Origin of the sequence: Bacteroides sp. GD17, assembly GCF_038448625.1 — a bacterium.
Taxonomy (GTDB): domain Bacteria; phylum Bacteroidota; class Bacteroidia; order Bacteroidales; family Bacteroidaceae; genus Bacteroides.
This window is the reverse complement of record NZ_JBCEZS010000002.1, coordinates 211,510-230,554: the sequence shown is the minus strand read 5'-3', so window position 1 is coordinate 230,554 and position 19,045 is coordinate 211,510. Positions and strand designations below refer to the sequence as shown.

Annotated in this window: 13 protein-coding genes; 11 read left to right on the top strand and 2 right to left on the bottom strand. The window is 48.0% G+C overall.

All coding sequences use genetic code 11. From position 1 onward, the window contains the following. Window positions 1–210 precede the first annotated feature (210 nt). The 6 genes from AAE250_RS04220 (at window position 211) to AAE250_RS04195 (ending at window position 8,919) form a co-directional block, all read left to right on the top strand. Window positions 211–804 (top strand): DUF3575 domain-containing protein, encoded by a 594-nt coding sequence (locus AAE250_RS04220; protein WP_294597027.1) that lies wholly within the window; start codon window positions 211–213, stop codon window positions 802–804. 221 nt (window positions 805–1,025) lie between these two features. Further along, window positions 1,026–2,411, top strand: a complete 1,386-nt coding sequence (locus tag AAE250_RS04215; protein WP_294597025.1) for an Mfa1 family fimbria major subunit — start codon at window positions 1,026–1,028, stop codon at window positions 2,409–2,411. A gap of 97 nt (window positions 2,412–2,508) precedes the next feature. After that, window positions 2,509–3,420 (top strand): FimB/Mfa2 family fimbrial subunit, encoded by a 912-nt coding sequence (locus AAE250_RS04210; protein ID WP_294597023.1) that lies wholly within the window; start codon window positions 2,509–2,511, stop codon window positions 3,418–3,420. Window positions 3,421–3,445: 25 nt separating this feature from the next. After that, window positions 3,446–7,075 (top strand): BACON domain-containing protein, encoded by a 3,630-nt coding sequence (locus AAE250_RS04205; RefSeq protein WP_294597020.1) that lies wholly within the window; start codon window positions 3,446–3,448, stop codon window positions 7,073–7,075. Window positions 7,076–7,186: 111 nt separating this feature from the next. Continuing rightward, complete coding sequence (locus tag AAE250_RS04200) at window positions 7,187–8,347, top strand: clostripain-related cysteine peptidase (protein WP_342288740.1); 1,161 nt, start codon at window positions 7,187–7,189, stop codon at window positions 8,345–8,347. Window positions 8,348–8,364: 17 nt separating this feature from the next. Next, complete coding sequence (locus AAE250_RS04195; RefSeq protein ID WP_294597015.1) at window positions 8,365–8,919, top strand: hypothetical protein; 555 nt, start codon at window positions 8,365–8,367, stop codon at window positions 8,917–8,919. Between the two features lie 186 nt (window positions 8,920–9,105). On the opposite strand, the gene AAE250_RS04190 is transcribed toward AAE250_RS04195, so the two are convergent. Next, on the bottom strand, window positions 9,106–9,984 hold the full coding sequence (locus AAE250_RS04190) for a 3-keto-disaccharide hydrolase (protein WP_294597013.1): 879 nt from the start codon (window positions 9,982–9,984) through the stop codon (window positions 9,106–9,108). Between the two features lie 174 nt (window positions 9,985–10,158). On the opposite strand from AAE250_RS04190, the gene AAE250_RS04185 reads away from it, so the two are divergent. The 5 genes from AAE250_RS04185 to AAE250_RS04165 all read left to right on the top strand — a co-directional run bounded on the left by AAE250_RS04185 (window position 10,159) and on the right by AAE250_RS04165 (window position 17,383). After that, entirely contained in the window at window positions 10,159–10,476 is a 318-nt protein-coding gene (locus AAE250_RS04185) for a hypothetical protein (protein WP_294597011.1), read from the top strand. Between the two features lie 54 nt (window positions 10,477–10,530). Next, window positions 10,531–11,637 (top strand): efflux RND transporter periplasmic adaptor subunit, encoded by a 1,107-nt coding sequence (locus AAE250_RS04180; protein ID WP_294597009.1) that lies wholly within the window; start codon window positions 10,531–10,533, stop codon window positions 11,635–11,637. A 14-nt stretch (window positions 11,638–11,651) separates the two neighbouring features. After that, window positions 11,652–14,744, top strand: a complete 3,093-nt coding sequence (locus tag AAE250_RS04175; RefSeq protein ID WP_294597006.1) for an efflux RND transporter permease subunit — start codon at window positions 11,652–11,654, stop codon at window positions 14,742–14,744. Next, window positions 14,741–16,003 (top strand): TolC family protein, encoded by a 1,263-nt coding sequence (locus tag AAE250_RS04170; protein ID WP_294597004.1) that lies wholly within the window; start codon window positions 14,741–14,743, stop codon window positions 16,001–16,003. Before AAE250_RS04175 ends, AAE250_RS04170 begins: the two co-directional genes overlap by 4 nt. Window positions 16,004–16,186: 183 nt before the next feature. After that, complete coding sequence (locus AAE250_RS04165) at window positions 16,187–17,383, top strand: alkaline phosphatase family protein (RefSeq protein ID WP_294597001.1); 1,197 nt, start codon at window positions 16,187–16,189, stop codon at window positions 17,381–17,383. Window positions 17,384–17,460: 77 nt separating this feature from the next. On the opposite strand, the gene xylE is transcribed toward AAE250_RS04165, so the two are convergent. Then, window positions 17,461–18,936 carry a D-xylose transporter XylE gene (gene xylE / locus AAE250_RS04160; RefSeq protein ID WP_294596998.1) on the bottom strand — a complete coding sequence of 492 codons (1,476 nt, stop codon included), beginning with the start codon at window positions 18,934–18,936 and terminating at the stop codon, window positions 17,461–17,463. Window positions 18,937–19,045 lie beyond the last annotated feature (109 nt).

The following is a 19,045-nucleotide window of genomic DNA, read 5'->3' as shown; positions in this document are numbered from 1 at the left end:
TTTCTTGTAAATCATCCTTTTCCACGTCATTTATTCTTTTCTGCTCCTTCCCCTTGTTTTACAAATGTTCTACAAGACTGTTTTGTTCACGAACGATATGCTTCTAACTTCAAGAAAATCAGCGAAAAAGAAATCTTTTTTTCGTCCATCCGGCACTTTGCAAGTGTCGGATTTGAAACCATTTACTAAACCCACGTAAAAATAGATCGAATGAGAATGATTAATGAAACATCCCGGCTCTTTGCCGTTCTTCTGTTTAGTATCCTTCTGTGCCCTTCACTAAAGGGGCAGGAGCAGAAAAGCGCCACTCCTTCCCTGTCTATCAGCAGCAACCTTCTTTATGATGCTACTTCCAGTTTTAACCTCGGTGTAGAATTCAAGGTTGGCTCCAGACTAACTCTTGGGCTTCCCGTTAGTTACAATCCTTTTTCTTTTTCTGATAATAAGAAATGGAAACATATTCTTTTTCAACCTGAACTCCGCCGATGGTTCTGTTCTCCTTTCTCCGGTCATTTCCTCGGACTGCATACACATTATGGTTATTACAATGTCGGAGGTATCGGCAACCACTACATGAAAGCTAACCGTTTTCAGGGATGGCTCGTTGGCGGTGGGTTCACTTACGGGTATCAGTTTAATATGGGCCGAAGCTGGAACCTGGAGTTATCCGCCGGTGTCGGCTACGCCTATCTCGATTATAAACGCTATTCCTGTAAGACCTGCGGGGATTACAAGGGGGATGAGCATAAGCATTATTTCGGTCCGACGAAAGCTGCCGTCTCCTTTATCTATATCATTAAATAATCTGTAGTTATAAAATATATGGGAGATAGTTTCCGGCTATGTTTCTCTCTCCCTTATCGATAGAGATTGTGAATTAATAGTTTTAACGATAATGAAAGGCTGCCTATGGAATAAAAGAAAGTATAATGTATTAAATAAGAATGATAACAAGTAAATCTATTGATAATGAATCAATAGGATATAAATCAATTAATAAGTATTTCTAATTTAAAATTAAACAAATGAACAAATTTAAATTTGCGACTATGGCTTTCGCCGCCCTTACTTTGGGCTTAACAAGCTGTACAAATGACGATGCAATGACCGGCCAACCGGTTGAATTGGGACAACCCACCGCCATGGGACTTACTATTTCTACTCCGGCAGTTCCCCGTACCTATGGTCTTTCCACCGATGGCAATGCCACTGACGACGAGATCGAACTGAAGACAATTAACGTATTGATTTACTCCGAAACGTCCATTCCCGGCAGTTACATTCTTGAGAAGAATGCCTCGCTTGTTGTGGACGACTTTGATGCAGTTACGGGTACGCCTGATACTTATAAGCTCAAGTCAGGCAAAGAGATTGCTACTACTACCGGCAACAAGAAAATCTTTGTGGCAATGAACTATCCCACTCCTGCTGCTCTTCCCGCCGTTAACAGTCCTCTTACCAGCCTCGCTAATTTTACTCATTCGTTATCAAGCGCCGATGAGCTTTATTCCAACGGTTTCACCATGTTCAGCGCGGAAGAAAAGCTTGCAACGCTGGTTGCTGAAACAACTCCGGGTGTTACTCCGGCTGCCAACCAGATAACGGTAGGCGTAAAACGTCTTGTAGCCAAGGTTACAGTACGTGAGGATATCACACGCGATGGCAGCGGTAAGATAATGAGCCAAGGCGGTGAACTTACCAATCTTGAATTTGCCCTTGGCAACGCCAACAAGAGTATTTATCCTTTGCAGAAGCGTGTGGGTACTTCTCCTGCTATCGTTGTTCAGGATCCCAACTGGTCCAGTTTTGCAGCCGGTGATTTCTTCTCTATTAGCAGTTATGCTCCCGGCTCCACAGCTTACGATAACATTGAGAATGTATCAGTTGCCGCTACAGCCCTTGATGCCACGGCCGTCTATGCTCCTGAGAATACTGCCGCAACTCATCCTGCAAGTGGTGACAACCTGACTTATGTTTCAGTGCGTGCCCAATACGCTCCTGAATTTTTCTGTGAGGATGATGGAACCAGCAAAGGCCCGAATACTGCTGCTGCCAAATCATTCTGGACTGTTGTAGCAACAGACGGATCCATCTATTATTTTGATGTTGAAGCAGATGCCGACACTTTCCTGGCTGCCAATCCTACTTACACCAAGAGCGACGAATATGTAGACGGCCTCTGCTATTTCCGTGCCTACATCAACAAGAACGGTACGGCCGACAGCAATATTTCCGGCTCCACAGCTGCCAAGTTCGACGTACTGCGTAATAATTTCTACGATATGGTTGTTAAGAGCATCAAGGCTCCGGGCTCTGCCACCGACAAGGGTGGTGTAGCAGAAGAGACAACTCTTATGGTAGATGTTCAGGTAGAACCTTGGGCTGTTGTTTCAGATAACTATGATTTGTAAAATTGCCTCATAGATCCAGTTATAAAACCAATCGGATGGAAGCGGGATTTCGATCCCTGCTTCCTTCCTTTATCTTCCACAACTTAAATATTCAATAATGAAACTATATATACGCAAATACCTGCTCAGGCTTTTCTTTCTCTGCCTGCTCTTTCCTGCTTTGTCGGGCTGCATCAAAGAAGACCTTTCGGACTGTCCTGCAGGGATGAAACTTTATTTTACCTACGAACCGGCTACTTATGCCCGTACGGGTATCAATGAATCAGAAGTGGAGAAGATTGACCTTTTCGTATTCGATGCCGGTGGTATTTTACGTGCCGTATATACAGATGAAAGCCCCTCCTTGTCTTCCGACTACTTTATGACAATCAATGACCTTCCTTCGGGCGACTATACTTTCGTTGCCTGGTGTGGCGTTCCCACCTATTACAAATTCGGCCCTTCCGAAATGGTACCGGGCCGGACCAAGCTGAGTGAAGCGCTGCTTTATCTCGACTATGAAACTGAAGTTCTGAACGGTGTTTTACCGATTTTCCATTCCCATCTTCCCGCCCATGTAAGCAGCCAGCGGGGCCAAACCCTTTTCCTGCCGTTAGAACAGGCCTACAATACCGTCAACCTAACTACGGAAGGCTTATCCCAAAGCGGTGACACCTACCGTATGCGTATTTACGACAATAACGGTACATACAACTTTGACTATACTTTCGCCGACTGCGGCGACCTCATATATACTGCCCCATGCGTTAGGGATGCCACGGGGCAACTGTCTGCCAGCCTTAATATCCTTAAACTTGCCGACGGCAGAAGTCCTATATTTGAAATAACTAATGTAACGCAAGGTACCACGCTTTACCGTGCCGACCTTGTCGCCCTGATCAATGAAATCGGCACTGCCACTTACGATACTGTCCATGTCTACGATATACACTTGAAGTTCGGGCTGGACGTTTCCGTCAGCATCAACGGCTGGTGGGTTGTCAAAGATGGCGAAATCGGATTGAATTAACAAGATACAATAAAAATAGAGCAATATGAATAGTCTTAAAATGAAATTACTCTTTTGGCTGGTAGTGTCTGCCGCCATCTTTTCCTCGTGTTCTGCCGAGGACGAAAATTACAGCGGTCATACCTCCGGAACGGGTAAAGAGATTGATGTGCAGGTATTGTTCCAGATGCCTGCCGCCTCACCTAAAACGCGTGCGATATCCGAGGTAGACGAAAACCTTGTCGAAGAGATTGATGTCCTGGCTTTTGAACCGGATGGTGTCGATCCTTCCAAGTGGGTCTTCTCGTACAGTGCCCAAGGACATACTATCCAGGATGTAGCAGAGAGTAACCCTACCAAATCAAAGAAACAGTTTACTGTAAAACTTATCAAGAGTGATGCTCCGCAGACCTTTGTCATCCTTGCCAATGTGCGTTCGGAACTTACGGCTTTGGGTGAAATCGGTAAAGGCGCCGACAAGGACGAACTGCTTGCCAGACTCCTCTACTCCAGAGCTGGCAGTTGGAATGCGAATAATGATAAGGACGAAGATGCGTCAGACAAAAACTTTGACTCCTTCCCCATGTGGGGCGAAGTTGAAGCAACCCTTACCGACGCCGTGACCCGGATCAGTGACGTGAAGTTACTGAGAGCCATTGCCCGCTTTGATGTGGTGCTGGATAATGCCGTGGTTACAGCCGGAAATTTCACGCTGGATGAAGTTTATGTCTACAACAGCAAGAATCAGGGCCGCATTGTTCCCGAGCCTGGCAACTTGGAAAGCTTGTCGAAGGTGAAAGCAGCCACCGAACCAACCGGAAGCATCAACAATGATACTCCGCTCTTTTATGAAGTCCCCTCTTCCATGAATACGGCGTTTGAAAGAACAATCTACCTGTTTGAAGCCAAAGGCAAGGACGAAAACGAATCGTCGAAGGCTACTTGTGTGGTTGTTGGCGGTACGTATGGCACAGATGGTAAGACAACCTATTACCGGCTGGACTTTTTGAAGAAAGAATCTACCGATACCTATTATCGCGATATTCTCCGTAATCATAAGTACGTGATGAATATTCAGAGTGTGACCGGCAGCGGTTACGATACTCCTGATAAAGCTTTCAAATCCAAATCTTTCAATATGGAAGCCGAAGTTCAGGAATGGGATGATTCCGGTATGAATAATTCCATTTTCGACGGACATTACCAACTCACTGTAAACAAGGACTCTCTCTACTTCTATAGCGAAGGCCGGGCCCGGGAGCTGAAAGTATATACGGACTATCCTGATGGCTGGACCATCGAAGACCTGCCATCCTGGCTAACCGTAACTCCCTCAAGTGGTGCGGCAGGTGATAAGGTAGATATCCAAGTTACGGCCGATCCTCATACGATACCGATGGACGACCGTGAGTCTTATTTCTATATAACGGCTGGTCGGTTCAAACAGAAGATCAAGGTTGTTCAGACGGTAACGCCAGAGCTGACGATCGATGTAAACAAGAACTCACTTGTATTCCGCAAATCGGGAAGCAGTGGCGGTAAATCCATTATTGTAACGACTTATCCCAATGATGCGAATGTCTACTTCACCGAGGTTCCGGGTAGCAATGCGATAGACTGGGCCAGCGGTGGCTTCCCGGACAGCGGGTATGCCAATATCACGACTTATGTTTTCAAGCCTGCGAAAAATGAATCGGGCTCGTCCAAAACGACTTCAGTCATAGTCTATGTAATGGGACCCGACGGTACGAGAGCTTCGAAGACAATTGATATCATGCAGCTTGCCACTGACTTGTTGTTCAATGTGACGAAACAGGATTATTACCCTGAGACGGCAGGAACGAATACTTTCTCGGTAGATTCTGATACGGACTGGTATGTATACAGCGTAGACGATCTTGGCACCGGTGTAGTCAGTAACTGGAGCAATACAAATAACGACAAGGGAGTGACGACCTATTCATTTGACCTTACTATTAACGAGACCTGGGACAACCGTAAGGCGATATTTAAGGTTGCCTCTTCCGATCCGGACTTTGCCGGCCAGGAGATTGTGATAATCCAAGGGCATGCCAATCCTACGATCAAACTAAATGTAAATGCACTTGATTTCGGAACCTCCGGAGACTCGAAAAGCGTTACAGTGACCTCCAATGCGAAATGGAAGTATGCCGTTAGTACGGGTAACTGGGCTAATACAGTAGCTACTGCCTCTGTCGCTGCCGGAACAGAGAGCGGAAACCATACCTATCAGACTACTACCGGTACAAATACCGTGACATTTACCCCTAAAGCATGGACTGCAGCTGCGGGTACGCCTGCGTCAGGAAACACTACGGCAGTGGGGCTCCAGTTTACGACTACGGACCACGACCCTGCCACGGCATCTACAGCCAACTTGACTATCAACCGGACGGTTCCTGCATTCTTCACACTGAATACCGGCAATACGAGTGCTGCCCGTGCAGGACAGAATATCGCAGTTAATGTCAGTACAAATGCGGCATGGAATGCTACTTCTACTGCCGGAACGTCGATTGCTGCTCAAGCTCCGGCGGCGTATGGCACCAGATCGGTGAATATCAATATTCCGGCTAATACGACTTGGGCCAGTAGGACTGTTACGGTATCAACAAAATATGGTATCAACACTTCGTCCATATCCACAGCCAAAGGTTCGTTTGCAGTGACACAAACAGGATACTATATTTCTGCAGCTTCACGAAATTTTGCCCCTTCTCCGTCAGTAGCTACAAATGCTAATATCACATTGACCGGTGCTTATCCACAAATGAATGTGCGAGTTTTGAACGTAACGGCCAATGCCCAACTTGCGGCTACAACTATTGCAGCTCGGGAAAGTGGTGCGGGGACTTCAAATAATATTTCTGTTGCAGCAAACGCAACTTGGGCGAATCGTGTGCTACGAATACAGTACCAACATCCTGTAAACGGATGGACTCCTGTTGGAGGAGATGTGACTCAAGAGGGATATTCGACTACTGGACTTTCTCGTGATAATGTAACGCCTATAGGTGGTGGGTTTGTAATAACTGTTAGAGCTCAATCCTATCTTCCCAACCTTCAATTGAGGGCAATTTCAGGCGGTACTGTTGTTAGTACAACTCAACCGACAATTGCTGGCGGTACAACGAACTTACGAACGCAAACGCTGACAATAGGAAACAATCCTCCTCCTGGTGCACGTGAGGTACAGGTGCAATATTATCATCCGATATATGGGTGGACTAATTTAGGAAGTCCTTTTGTGCAGCCCGAAGGAAATTATGTACTTACTACAGGGCGTATAGTCGCTTTGCAAGATATTCCCAGTATGTATGGTAGCGCAACAATGACATGGACTGATGCAATGGGAATTCCTGCAGAGTATACTTATAAATTATTTGGAGGGGGTATGTATTATACACCGAACATGCCAACTGGTTGCGGGAGCTATTCAGAGCCTGGATATCCTGCAGGGACTTGGCGTCTCCCTACGATTGATGAAGTAGACGAAATAGCTGCGAATAATTGGGCTTCAGTAGCTGCAAGCAAGGGATACTGGAGTTGTACTGAAGATGGACCTTCTGACGGTGCCGCACGTGCACGCGGAATTAACGGAGGTAGAGTTAGCAAAAACGGGACATACTTTGTAAGATGTGTACGTTGGCCATGACGACATTATGATATGGAGCAAATTTTTTAATTGCAAAGTATAAGAAACAAGTGTAAACCTGCTTAATATAAGTGATCAGTGTTTATTTGTCTCTCCTTAAAAACAATAAGAATGAAGGAAAATAATATATATACATTAGCAATCTGTCCATTTTCCTATATACTTTTTTTATGGATATACCTATCGCTGGCAGCCTGCGATAATTATCACGTATTAGAAGCCAAAAACACTCCTATACGAACAATCTTGTTTTATATGGGTGGTGACAACAATCTTTCATCAGAAGTAAATTCAAAGATTGAGCAACTGAAAAGCGTAAAGATTTCGCCTTACAGCCGTGTATTGATATACACAGATACTAAAGACGACTTTCCGCAGCTTTTAGAAATCTCTACAACTTCAGGAGGTAATATCTTAAAGACTTTACGTGAATATCCGGAGAGCAACTCTGCAGATGCAGAAATCTTTTCTTCCGTATTGTCTGAAATCAGGGAGCATTACCCGTCTTCTTCATACGGACTGGTATTGTTTTCCCACGCTACGGGATGGCTACCGGAAGGTACTTATAATAATCCTTCCAGCAGTTCCCGAAACTTCGAAAGTCGTTCGATACTTTTAGATGGTAATTCCGAAATGGAGATTCCCGCTTTTGCTGCTGCAATCCCCGACGGTATGTTCGATTTCATTGTCTTTGAAGCTTGCTACATGGCAAGTGTTGAAGTTGCTTATGAACTGAAAGACAAAGCGCGCTCTATCGTTGCCTCTTCAGCCGAGATCGTATCGCCGGGGCTCTCCCGCTGTTATGCCGAAGCCCTGCCCCTGCTCTATCAGCAGAAGGTGGATCTTCAAGGCTTCTGTCGAGCTATCGAGAAAGATTATGCCACCCGCCCGGATGACTATTCATCGCTCACTTTGAGTTTGATAGATACCAAAGGATTGGATGCTCTTGCCTCCATCGTTCGGGAATCGAGTTCCTCTTTTCCCAATAATGGAGTTGGCATTCAGACCTTCGACAGGGGTAGCGGTACTCTGTTTTTCGATTTGGAAGATTGCTATTCGAAATCAGTGAAACAACAAGCCGCAATCCGAACAGCTATCAAAGACTGTGTAAAGTGGAAGACAGCTACACCAGCCTTTATGCCAACCTACGGTGGCTTTAATATACGGGCGCATTGCGGTTTGACTACTTACATTCCACAGCAAGATTATAACCGTTTAAACGACGTTTACAAAGAATTTAAATGGTATAAATCAATAACCCATAAACATTAATTTGAAAGGAATACATTATGAATACAGATATGACAGATAACAATGCCGAATTGTCTTGGTTGCTACAACAGTTACTACCCTCTTTTAAAGCTCATCAGGAGACTATGAAAGGAGTGCTTTATAATGAGCTCCGGCAAGGATGCATCGAAGACCTGGCAAGCAACAGCAACTACCGTCTGCTCTTTCTAATGGAAGGCAAGGTGTTTTTGAGAAATGAAGGCATGGAGAAATACTTGCTGTATGGTGGCAATTTCTCGTTGCTTCCACCGGACTGCCCGATCAGCTGCGCGTCATTGACCCGGTCGCGCTATCTGATTGTAACTTGTACCGGTCTGAGCAGTACCGGTAATCAGTCTTTTATGGAAGAACTGAGAAATGCCTCCTGCAGCTCCCTTGCGTCCGTAACTTCATTACCTATTCGAGAGCAGCTTGATACAATACTGTACAACTTTGCTACCTATACTTGCAATGAGTATCAATATCCGGATATTTATGATACTTTGTTTGTCATTTTGCGAATTTTATATACACCTGAGGAATTGGTATCGTTGTTGTCTCCCATGCTGCAATGACCGATTAATAGGGGTTTTATAGGGCTACACCCTTTCCTTCGGATGGTTACACCCTTTGGAGGTGATGGCTACACCATTCGGAAGAAAGGGTGTAGCCCTGCAAAAGAGACGATTTAGTACTACCGGAATTGATGAATAATGTATAAAAGAGAAAGCAAAAAATACCTACACAAAGTTACCTCTTTTTTAGTTGAAATATTTCGCGTACTGCGCAGGTATTCCTTCTATCTGTTTGATTTCTATATCCTTGTAGAACACCTCACCAGCTTCGCTCTGCAACTGTATTTTGCCTTCAACCAGAGGAATATCTTTTTCTCCGTCCCAGTAGCGGAGGTTCTCAAGCGCCATGGCAACGTTGCCGTTCACGATATACAAACTCTTTCCTTCATAACAGATCAGTTCCATCGTGGTCCATTCGTGTGTGGGACTGGTATAATCGGCAGCACGACACTGCGATGCAACACCCTTTGCGCCAAAAGTACAGGCTTGTCCTTCCGGATTGTAGAAATAATCCTTATCCGATTTGGAGGCTCTGATGTCCGCACGCGTACCGGCAACGCTCCAAAAGTCACCCGAAACGCCTTCATCGGTTCCACCATCCATCACTTGGAATTCAAGGCTGCGCATCCATGAGTACCAATAGTCCACGCCTGCCTCGCCTTGCGAATGATACAGAATACCGGAGTCCAGTGCTTTATCAGTTCGTGGATTCGAGCGCTTTGTACCAAAACGGGTCTTCAGTCTGAAATGGTAGTTCTTATAATCTTGTTTTGTAAAGACACAACCATACGTTTCTCCGGTGATATGAAGCACCGGTTCTCCATCTTCCTCAATAACGCTGAACACATTTTGTTCGTTCTTGTCATAGCCGATGGGAGTAATTGTCTGGCCTTCTTCATCTACAGGCCGCTGTCCGTTGAAAGTTTCGGGAAATGCGTAACTCTGGTAAATACGCCACTGTGAGAGCTCTTTGTCTAATAAGGAAGTCCATCCTTCATTTTTCGGTGCACACGATGCAAAAAGTAACAGAATACTACTTGATACAATAAAATAAAATCCTTTCATAAGTCCCTGTGTTATTTGATAGTACAATTAGATATCGAACAAATATAAGATTTTATATTTAACTTCTGCGGATAGTAAATGAAAAAAATGAATTGTAGGAGAATAAAGAGAATTTTATAGTAACTTTGCCGCCAAATAAACGCAATACATGTGAAAAGGCTGTTTATCAATAGTATGAAGTATCTCCTGATAGTAGTATTCGCATATTACTATGTGGGGAATACAGCCTTTATCCATACGCATATCGTCGACGATTACCTCGTCACCCACTCGCATCCGTTTTTCCCCTGGGCACACCATTCGCATAGCGAAACGAACTTGGAAACAGTTTCCATGTTCAACGCGATATGTATGGACGCTTCGTCCTACATGCCGGTGGTGCCTTTCATACTGTTCTTTTTAGGTTTCATATATTCGCAAAACAAAGTAAGGACTGCCGCAAGGTGTTTTTGCTTATACTATTTGCGTGCCCCTCCCCGTCGTTGTGCATAACCAGCATTGGTAAACAAACAATTACCGGATTATTCATACATAACGACAATAACAATGAAACATATAGGTTTATTGTGTCTGGTCGGCATGCTGTGCTATGCATGTGCCGGTCAGCGCGAAGAGCAGGAAACACAAGATTTTTCTGTCTCGGGAGACACGATTCTGGTATCTCCCCAATCTCCCATAGCCGGAAAACTGAAAATAAGCGAAGCCGCCCGGGAACTGCACCAGACGACTTTCAACGTATCGGGCGTGGTAAAAGCCATCCCAAGCCATTATGCAGAAATAGCATCCCCCTTTGCCGGACGCGTCACCCGCTCCTTTATCCGCCTGGGACAGAAAGTGAGCAAGGGCAGCCCGCTGTTCGAAATCAGTTCGCCCGACTTCTTTGAAACCGGCAAGGCATACTATCAGGCCAAGCAAGAAATGGAACTTGCCTCCAAGAACCTGCGTCGCGAAAAGGACTTGTATGCGCACAAAGTCAGCGCACAGAAAGAAGTGGAAGAGGCAGAAGTGAACTACGAACTAAAAAAGAAAGATTACGAGAATGCGCTGGCCGCCCTGAAAGTGTTCCAGATAGAACCGGACCAACTGGTGCTGGGACAGCCTATGATTGTCCGCTCCCCCATCGTGGGCGAAGTGGTGAAGAACGACATCGTCATCGGCCAGTTTATGAAAGAAGATGCCGACCCCGTTGCCGTGATTGCCGATCTGAACGAAGTGTGGGTAGCCGCCAACGTAAAGGAGAAAGACATGCCGCTACTCTCTGCCCTGAAGCAAGTGGAGATATCACTGGTATCACAGCTTAACCGCACCTTCAGCGGCAGCATCTACCACGTCAGCGAACTGCTGGACGAAAACACGCGCTCGGTAGAAGTGCTGATAGCCTGCGACAACAAAGAACGGCTGATGAAGCCTGCCATGTATGCCTCGGTAAAGTTGACTGACGAAGCCGCCGAAACGATACTGATTCCTACAGCAGCCATCTTACAGGAAGAAAACCAGGCGTATGTACTGGTGTCTTTAGGAGATAACAAGTTCCTGAAACAGAAAATAGAAACTTCTGCCACCGATGGCGACAGAAGCATCATCACCTCCGGACTGCAACCGGGAGACAAATATGTGTCCGACGGTGCCTTCTATCTGCTGAATGCTAACTAAACACCGCACGACGTATGAAGAAACTTATTTATCTGGCGATACATCGTCGGGGACTGATGATCGTATTGTTTGCCTTCATTGCAGCAGTGGGTTATTATTCGTGGACAAGGCTTGCCATCGACGCTTATCCCGACATTGCAGATACCACCGTACAGATTGTAACCCAAGTGCCCGGACTGGCAGCCGAGGAAATAGAACAGCAAATCACCATCCCCATTGAGCGTGCCGTGAACGGCATGCCGGGTCTGAACGTGATGCGAAGCAAGAACACCTTCGGACTGAGCACCGTGGTGCTGGTATTTGATGACGGAATTGACGACTACTGGGCACGCCAGCGTGTGCAGGAGCGTCTGGTAGACGTAGAGCTGCCTTATGACGCCGTGCCGGGACTGAATCCGCTGACCTCTCCTACCGGAGAGATATACCGCTACGTCATCGACAGTGAAAACCTGGACTTGCGCGAAATCACCGACCTGCACAAGTGGGTCATCATCCCCCGCCTGAAACAAGTGACGGGCGTGGCAGATGTAAGCAACTACGGCGGCATCACCACGCAATATCAGATTGAACTGGACCCGCACAAGATGGAAGAATACGGCATTTCCCTTGCTGACGTAACCGAGAAAGTGGAAATGAACAATGTAAATGCCGGCGGCAGCATGCTGAGCCGGGGCGAACTGAGCTATGTAATCCGTGGCATCGGCTTGGTGAAAGACCTGGAAGACCTGGGACGCATCGTCATCAAGACCGAGAACGGAGTGCCCGTTTACCTGAACGACATAGGCAAACTGAAATACGGCAATCTGGAACGCAAGGGCGTACTGGGCTTCTACGACGGCAAACGCAATTACTCCGACGGCGTGGAAGGTATCGTGCAGATGCTGCGCGGACAGAACCCGTCGCAAGTGCTCGAAGGTGTGCATGCTGCTATTGACGAGCTGAACAACGAAGTGTTGCCCAAAGGCACCTGTATCCATCCCTTTATGGACCGCACCAACCTGGTGGACATGACGCTGCACACGGTTTCGCACACCTTATTTATGGGTATGGTACTGGTAGTGCTCGTACTGATTCTCTTCCTGGGCAACTGGCGCGGCGCTCTGCTGGTGGCACTCACCATTCCCCTCTCCCTACTGATAGCCTTTATCCTGATGCACGTCACCGACATTCCTGCCAACTTGCTTTCGCTGGGTGCCATCGACTTCGGTATACTGGTGGACGGTTCCATCGTGATGATGGAGACCATCTTGAAGAAACGCGAACGGCATCCCGACGAGGTGCTGACCGAGGACTCCATCCTGCGACGCACTACGGAGGTGGCGCGTCCCATCTTCTTCTCCACCCTTATCATTATCACCGCCTACCTGCCGCTGTTTGCCTTCGAGCATATCGAAAAGAAACTGTTCACGCCGATGGCCTATACCGTAGGCTATGCGTTGATAGGTGCTTTGTGCGTGGCTTTGATATTGATTCCGGGACTCGCCTATATGGCTTACCGCAATCCCCGAAAGACGTATCACAACCGCTGGTTGGAGAAGTTGCAAACGTTGTATCACGCCCAGGTGGTTCGCGTCATCGACTGTCCCAAAGCCGTGATTGGCGTACTGGCAGGCATCCTGCTGCTGGCGGGCGTATTGAGTTATACGGTAGGGAAAGACTTCCTTCCTCCGCTGGACGAGGGGGCCATCTGGATTCAGGTGCAGTTGCCTCCGGGCATCTCCATAGAACGTTCCAAGAAGATGGGAGCCGAGTTGAGAAAGGTGTTGAGCGGATTCCCCGAAGTGTCCTATGTCATGACGCAGGTGGGACGCGATGATGAAGGGGCCGAAGCCTTCTCCCTCTCGCACGTGGAATGCGGCGTCGGACTGAAGCCATACAACACCTGGACCACGGGACGCAACAAGGCCCGATTGATAGAAGCCATGAACGACTCGCTGATGAAACTGCCGGGCTACTCCGTAGGATTCTCGCAGCCCATCATCGACATGGTGATGGATCAGATAGCCGGTGCGCACAGTGACCTTGCCCTGAAAATCTATGGGGAAGACATCACAGAAACCCGCCACATTGCCGACAGGATAGTAAACGTAGTCAAGCAGATTCCGGGTGCCACGGACGTTGCCGTAGACCAGGAACCGCCCCTGCCCCAGTTACAGATTGTAGCCGACCGCGACCGCATTGCCCAATACGGACTGAATGTCTCGGATGTAGCCGACCTGATAGAGCTTGCCATCGGTGGGAAAGCCATTTCGCAGATATTTGTAGGCAGCAAGTCCTACGACGTTATCTGCCGCTTCAGCGAGGAGACACGCAATACTCCGGAGAATATCGGCAACCTGATGCTGACCTCCGGTTCGGGCGCCAAGATACCTTTGAGCCAGGTAGCGGACATCAAGATGACGACCGGTGCCAGCACCATCTCCCGCGAGATGAACAAGCGGCATCTGACCATCCACATCAATTTGCGCGGCATCGACCTGACTTCATTCTTGCAGAAGGCCAACCGGATGATTGACGAGCAGGTGAAGTACGACCACGAAACAACGCATCTGAAGTGGGCGGGACAATTCGAGAATCAGCACCGCGCTTACAGCCGACTGGGAGTGGTGGTTCCGCTGGCGCTGGGCATCATGCTGGTGTTGCTGTTTGCAGCGCTGGGCAAGTTCCGTCAGGCGGCATTGCTGATGAGCGTCATTCCGTTGGCGCTCTTTGGCGGTATGCTGGCGCTGAATGTGCGGGGGATGACGCTGAATGTATCGTCTGCCGTGGGATTTATTGCACTGATCGGTGTGGCGATACAGAACGGAGTGATTATGATTTCGCACATCAACAACCTGCGCAGCCGTGGACGCGACTTGCGCGACTCGGTGATTACCGGTGTGAAGCATCGTTTCCGCCCCATCCTGATGACGGCCACGGTTGCCGTACTGGGATTGCTACCGGCATCGCTGAGCACAGGCATCGGTTCGGACGTGCAGCGCCCGCTGGCCACAGTGATTGTTTACGGATTGCTGTTTGCCACGGTGGTGACGTTGTACATCCTCCCCGCCATCTACTATCTGATAGAGAAAAGAATGGAAGATAAAAAACAAGACGCTGGAAAATGAAAAGATATAAGATAGCACTGTTACTTGTCGCCGCTGCCGCCTGCCCGATACAGGCGCAGACAGTGGCACCAATTACTTACAAGCAGTATATGCACAAGGTAAGTACGGACAACCTGGAATATGCCGCCGAGAAGATGAACGTGAGTGCCGCCCGTGCAGACGTGATCGCCGCCAAGGTGTTCGATGATCCGTCGCTCTCCTTCACCTACTCCAACAATGAGGACCATACGTTGCAGATGGGCCAGAGTTATGAACTGGGGCTGTCTCAGAACATCACGCTGGGCCGACGCGGGGCGGGCATCAAGCTGGCACGCAGTCAAAGTGAGTTGGCGGAAATCGTACTGGATGACTACTTCCGTAACTTACAGGCAGATGCCACCCTCGCCTACCTGGAAGTAATGAAGCAGAAGCAACTTTACGACATCAAGAAGAGTGCCTGGAGCAATATGTACGACCTTGCCAAGAGCGATAGCATCCGCCTGGCAGCGGGTAAGATAATGGAGATGGAAGCTGTTCAGAGCAAGTTGGAAGCGGACATTATGTACAACGACTTGTTGCAGGCAGGAACGGAGTTGGAGCAAGCCTATACACAGCTTTCTCCCTATATAGGGACAGCAGTGACCGACACCCTTTTCCACCCCGTAGAGGAATTGGAGCAGCCGGAAAAAGAGTTTATACTGGGCGATCTGATGCAGTCCGCCATCGAGCGCCGCACTGACTTGCGGGCAGCTCTGAAGAATACCGAAGTGGCACGCCGCGAGTTGACACTTGCCAAACGCGAGAAGCGTCCCGACGTGGAACTGTCCGTAGGATGGAGCCACAACACGAGGGTGCATAACGAAGAAGCCCCCGCACCGGCATTCGACGGAGTAAGTGCGGGCATCGCTATTCCGCTGAACTTCTCGTCCCTGAACCGGGGAGCAGTGAATGCAGCCCGGTTCCGTGCCAAGCAGGCAGAGTTGCAATACAACCAGATGTGCCTGCAAGTGCAACGCGAAGTGATGGAGGCTTATCAGCAGTTCCAATCACAAACGCAGCAGATAAAGCATTACGAACACGGCATCTTGCAGCAAGCGCAGACGGTACTCGATGGGAAGATATACAGCTACAACCGCGGTGAAGTGTCCCTGCTTGAGATTCTGAATGCACAGCGCACATACGACGATGTGCAGGCGCAATACATTGAGACACTGTTCAATTACAATGCGGCGCTGGTAGAGTTGGAACGCAGTTGCGGAATGCATCATCCATTGCCCTGAAACAGATGATGCGTTTGACCCGAACAGATGGTCTGTTTGCCCTTAACAGACCATCTGTTTTGCCCCAACGGATGATGCGTTTTGAAGAGAGAAAAAATACGTCCCGTAATGTTCCTGCTTTGAGAAGAAAAGAATACCTTTACCCGCAAATTCCATCTAACAAACAATAAACATTATTATAATATGCGTAAACTTATTATGACCGCATTCAGCCTTTTGCTTTTCCTCGTTTCGCTGAATGCCCAAACACCCGACCGGCATTACACTGTTATCGTTTCACTCGATGGCTTCCGCTGGGATTACCCCACGATGTACAAAACTCCCAATTTGGACCGGATGGGACAAGATGGCGTAAAAGCAGTGATGCTACCCTCTTTCCCTGCCTCTACTTTCCCGAACCATTACACCCTTGCTACGGGATTGGTGCCCGACCATAACGGTATCATCAACAATACCTTTTGGGATGCAGAGAACCACCGCCAATACTCGATGGGCGACTCCGCCAGCCGCTATAATCCCGATTACTACTTGGGCGAGCCCATTTGGGTGACTGCACAGAAACAAGGCCTGAAGACGGCAAATATGTACTGGGTAGGCTCCGACATCGCTATCAAAGGCACCTATCCCACGCATTACCGGATGTGGAATGCAAAGCCTTTCCTAACCTTCGAACAGCGGATAGACAGTGTTCTCACCTGGTTACAGAAGCCCGAAGCCGAACGCCCCCGGCTGGTAATGCTCTACTTTGAAGAGCCCGACGGAAGCGGACATCGCAACGGACCTGTCAGCAAAGAAACGGGTGCCGTGGTTCAGCACATGGACAGCTTGATGGGAGTGTTGCGGGCAAGAATAGAAAGTCTTCCTTTTGGCGCAGATATCAATCTGATTGTAACTTCAGATCACGGTATGGCCGAAATCAGTCCGGAACGTGTAGTGGATATGAACAAGTATTTAAAGCCTGAATGGTGTGAAGTAGTAGACGGACGTACACCGACTTCCATCTTTTCCAAAGCCGGCTATCGCGATTCCATCTACAATGCACTGAAAGATGTGGCCCACATCCACGTCTGGAAGAAAGAAGAGATTCCTGCCGAACTGAATTACGGTAGTAGCAGCCGTGTTGGCGACATAGTGGTTGCCCCCGAACTGGGCTGGCAGTTTACGGACGTGGCACGCAACAACAAGGGCGCCCACGGTTACTTCCCGCAAAGCCCCGAAATGCAGGTCATTTTCCGTGCCATCGGACCGGACTTCAAGAAGGGGTATACTTCCGAAGGCTTTGTCAATGTAGACATCTATCCCCTTCTCTCCTACCTTCTGCAAATCGTTCCGGAAAAGACGGATGGGAAGTTTGAACGGATAAAGGATATTCTGAAATAACTCTGTCACCTCTATTAAATAAGAAAGGTGTAGCCGATGAAATGTCGACTACACCTTTCTTATTTAATAGAGAATACTTATTTCTTCTTTTTCCAAAGCTTAGTCATATCCTCCAGCGTCTTGCCCTTCGTCTCAGGAACAAGCTTCCAAACGAAGATAGCCGCTACCACACAAATAATGCCATAGAGGGCATAAGCAAACATGTGTCCGAACTTATCTCCCATTTCTCCGAGTCGCATATTGTACATCGGCAGGAACGTGGACGAAACGATAAAGTTGAAAATCCATTGGAAAGCCACTGCAATGGCAACCGCCGTACCACGAATAGTGTTCGGGAAGATTTCGGCAATCAGTACCCAGCAGATCGGTCCCCAACTGAACATGAACGATGCACTGTAGACCATGATGCTGATAACGGATACCATAGGAGGAAGACCGCCCACGAGGTTGCACATAGCCACACCGAATGCTCCTATAGCCATACCGATGGAACCAGAAATGAGCAACGGTTTGCGGCCCCACTTCTCTACAGTGAACACAGCCAGCAAGGTGAACAGAATATTGATAACACCCATAAGTACTGTCTGTACCATCGGGTTACCCATGCCCATCGTCTCGAATATACGAGGAGCAAAATAAAGTACGGCATTGATACCTACAGCTTGCTGGAATACGCTCAGCATGATGCCGATGAAGATAACCATCCATCCGTAAGTGAAGAGGCGTTCTGTCTTTTCTTCGGCAGTTTCCTTGATTTCTGCCAGGATAACCTTGGCCTGAGCCAGACCGTTGATACGGCTCAATACGCTCAGTGCCTTCTCGTCCTTGCCGGACATGGCGAGGTAACGCGGCGTTTCGGGCACAAACAAGACTAATATAGTGAACAGACCTGCGGGCACAGCCTCACTGGCAAACATCAAGCGCCAACCGGTTTCGATAGTCCAGGAAGCAGCTTCCGGATTCATAATCTGATTGACTCCGTTCACCAGGTCGATTACCGGATTGGCATGGCTGCCCAGGATCATGAAGTTCACGAAGTAAACCACCAACTGACCGAAGATAATGGCAAACTGATTCCACGAAACCAGTGTTCCGCGGATATTACTCGGGGCGATCTCGGCAATATACATCGGACAGATGGCAGATGCCAAGCCTACACCGATACCGCCCAATACGCGATAAAGATTGAATGCAACTAATAATGAATAGGAAGGAACGCCATGCTCAAAGAACAGGAACTCGGGGTTGTATGAACCCAGTGCCGACAGGAAAAACATGATACCTGCCATAAAAAGAGAATTTTTACGCCCCAGTCTGGAAGCAAAGAATCCTGAAATAGCACTACCCAGGATACATCCGATCAGTGCGCTGGAAGAGGTAATGCCATGCATCGCGTCCGTATATTGAAAGTCGGCTCCCATGAAGAATGCCTGGAGACCTTTCTCCGCACCGGAAATCACTGCCGTGTCGTATCCGAACAGCAAGCCACCGATAACGGCCACAAGCACGATGGAGAAGAGGTAGACTCTGCTACCTTTTTCTGTATAATTCATGATAATATAAGATTAAGAGGATTAATAAGTGCGGTAAAGTGGTAAGGGTGATAAGGTGCTAAAGTAATATTACTCCATCACCCTATCACTTTATCACCCCATCACCTTT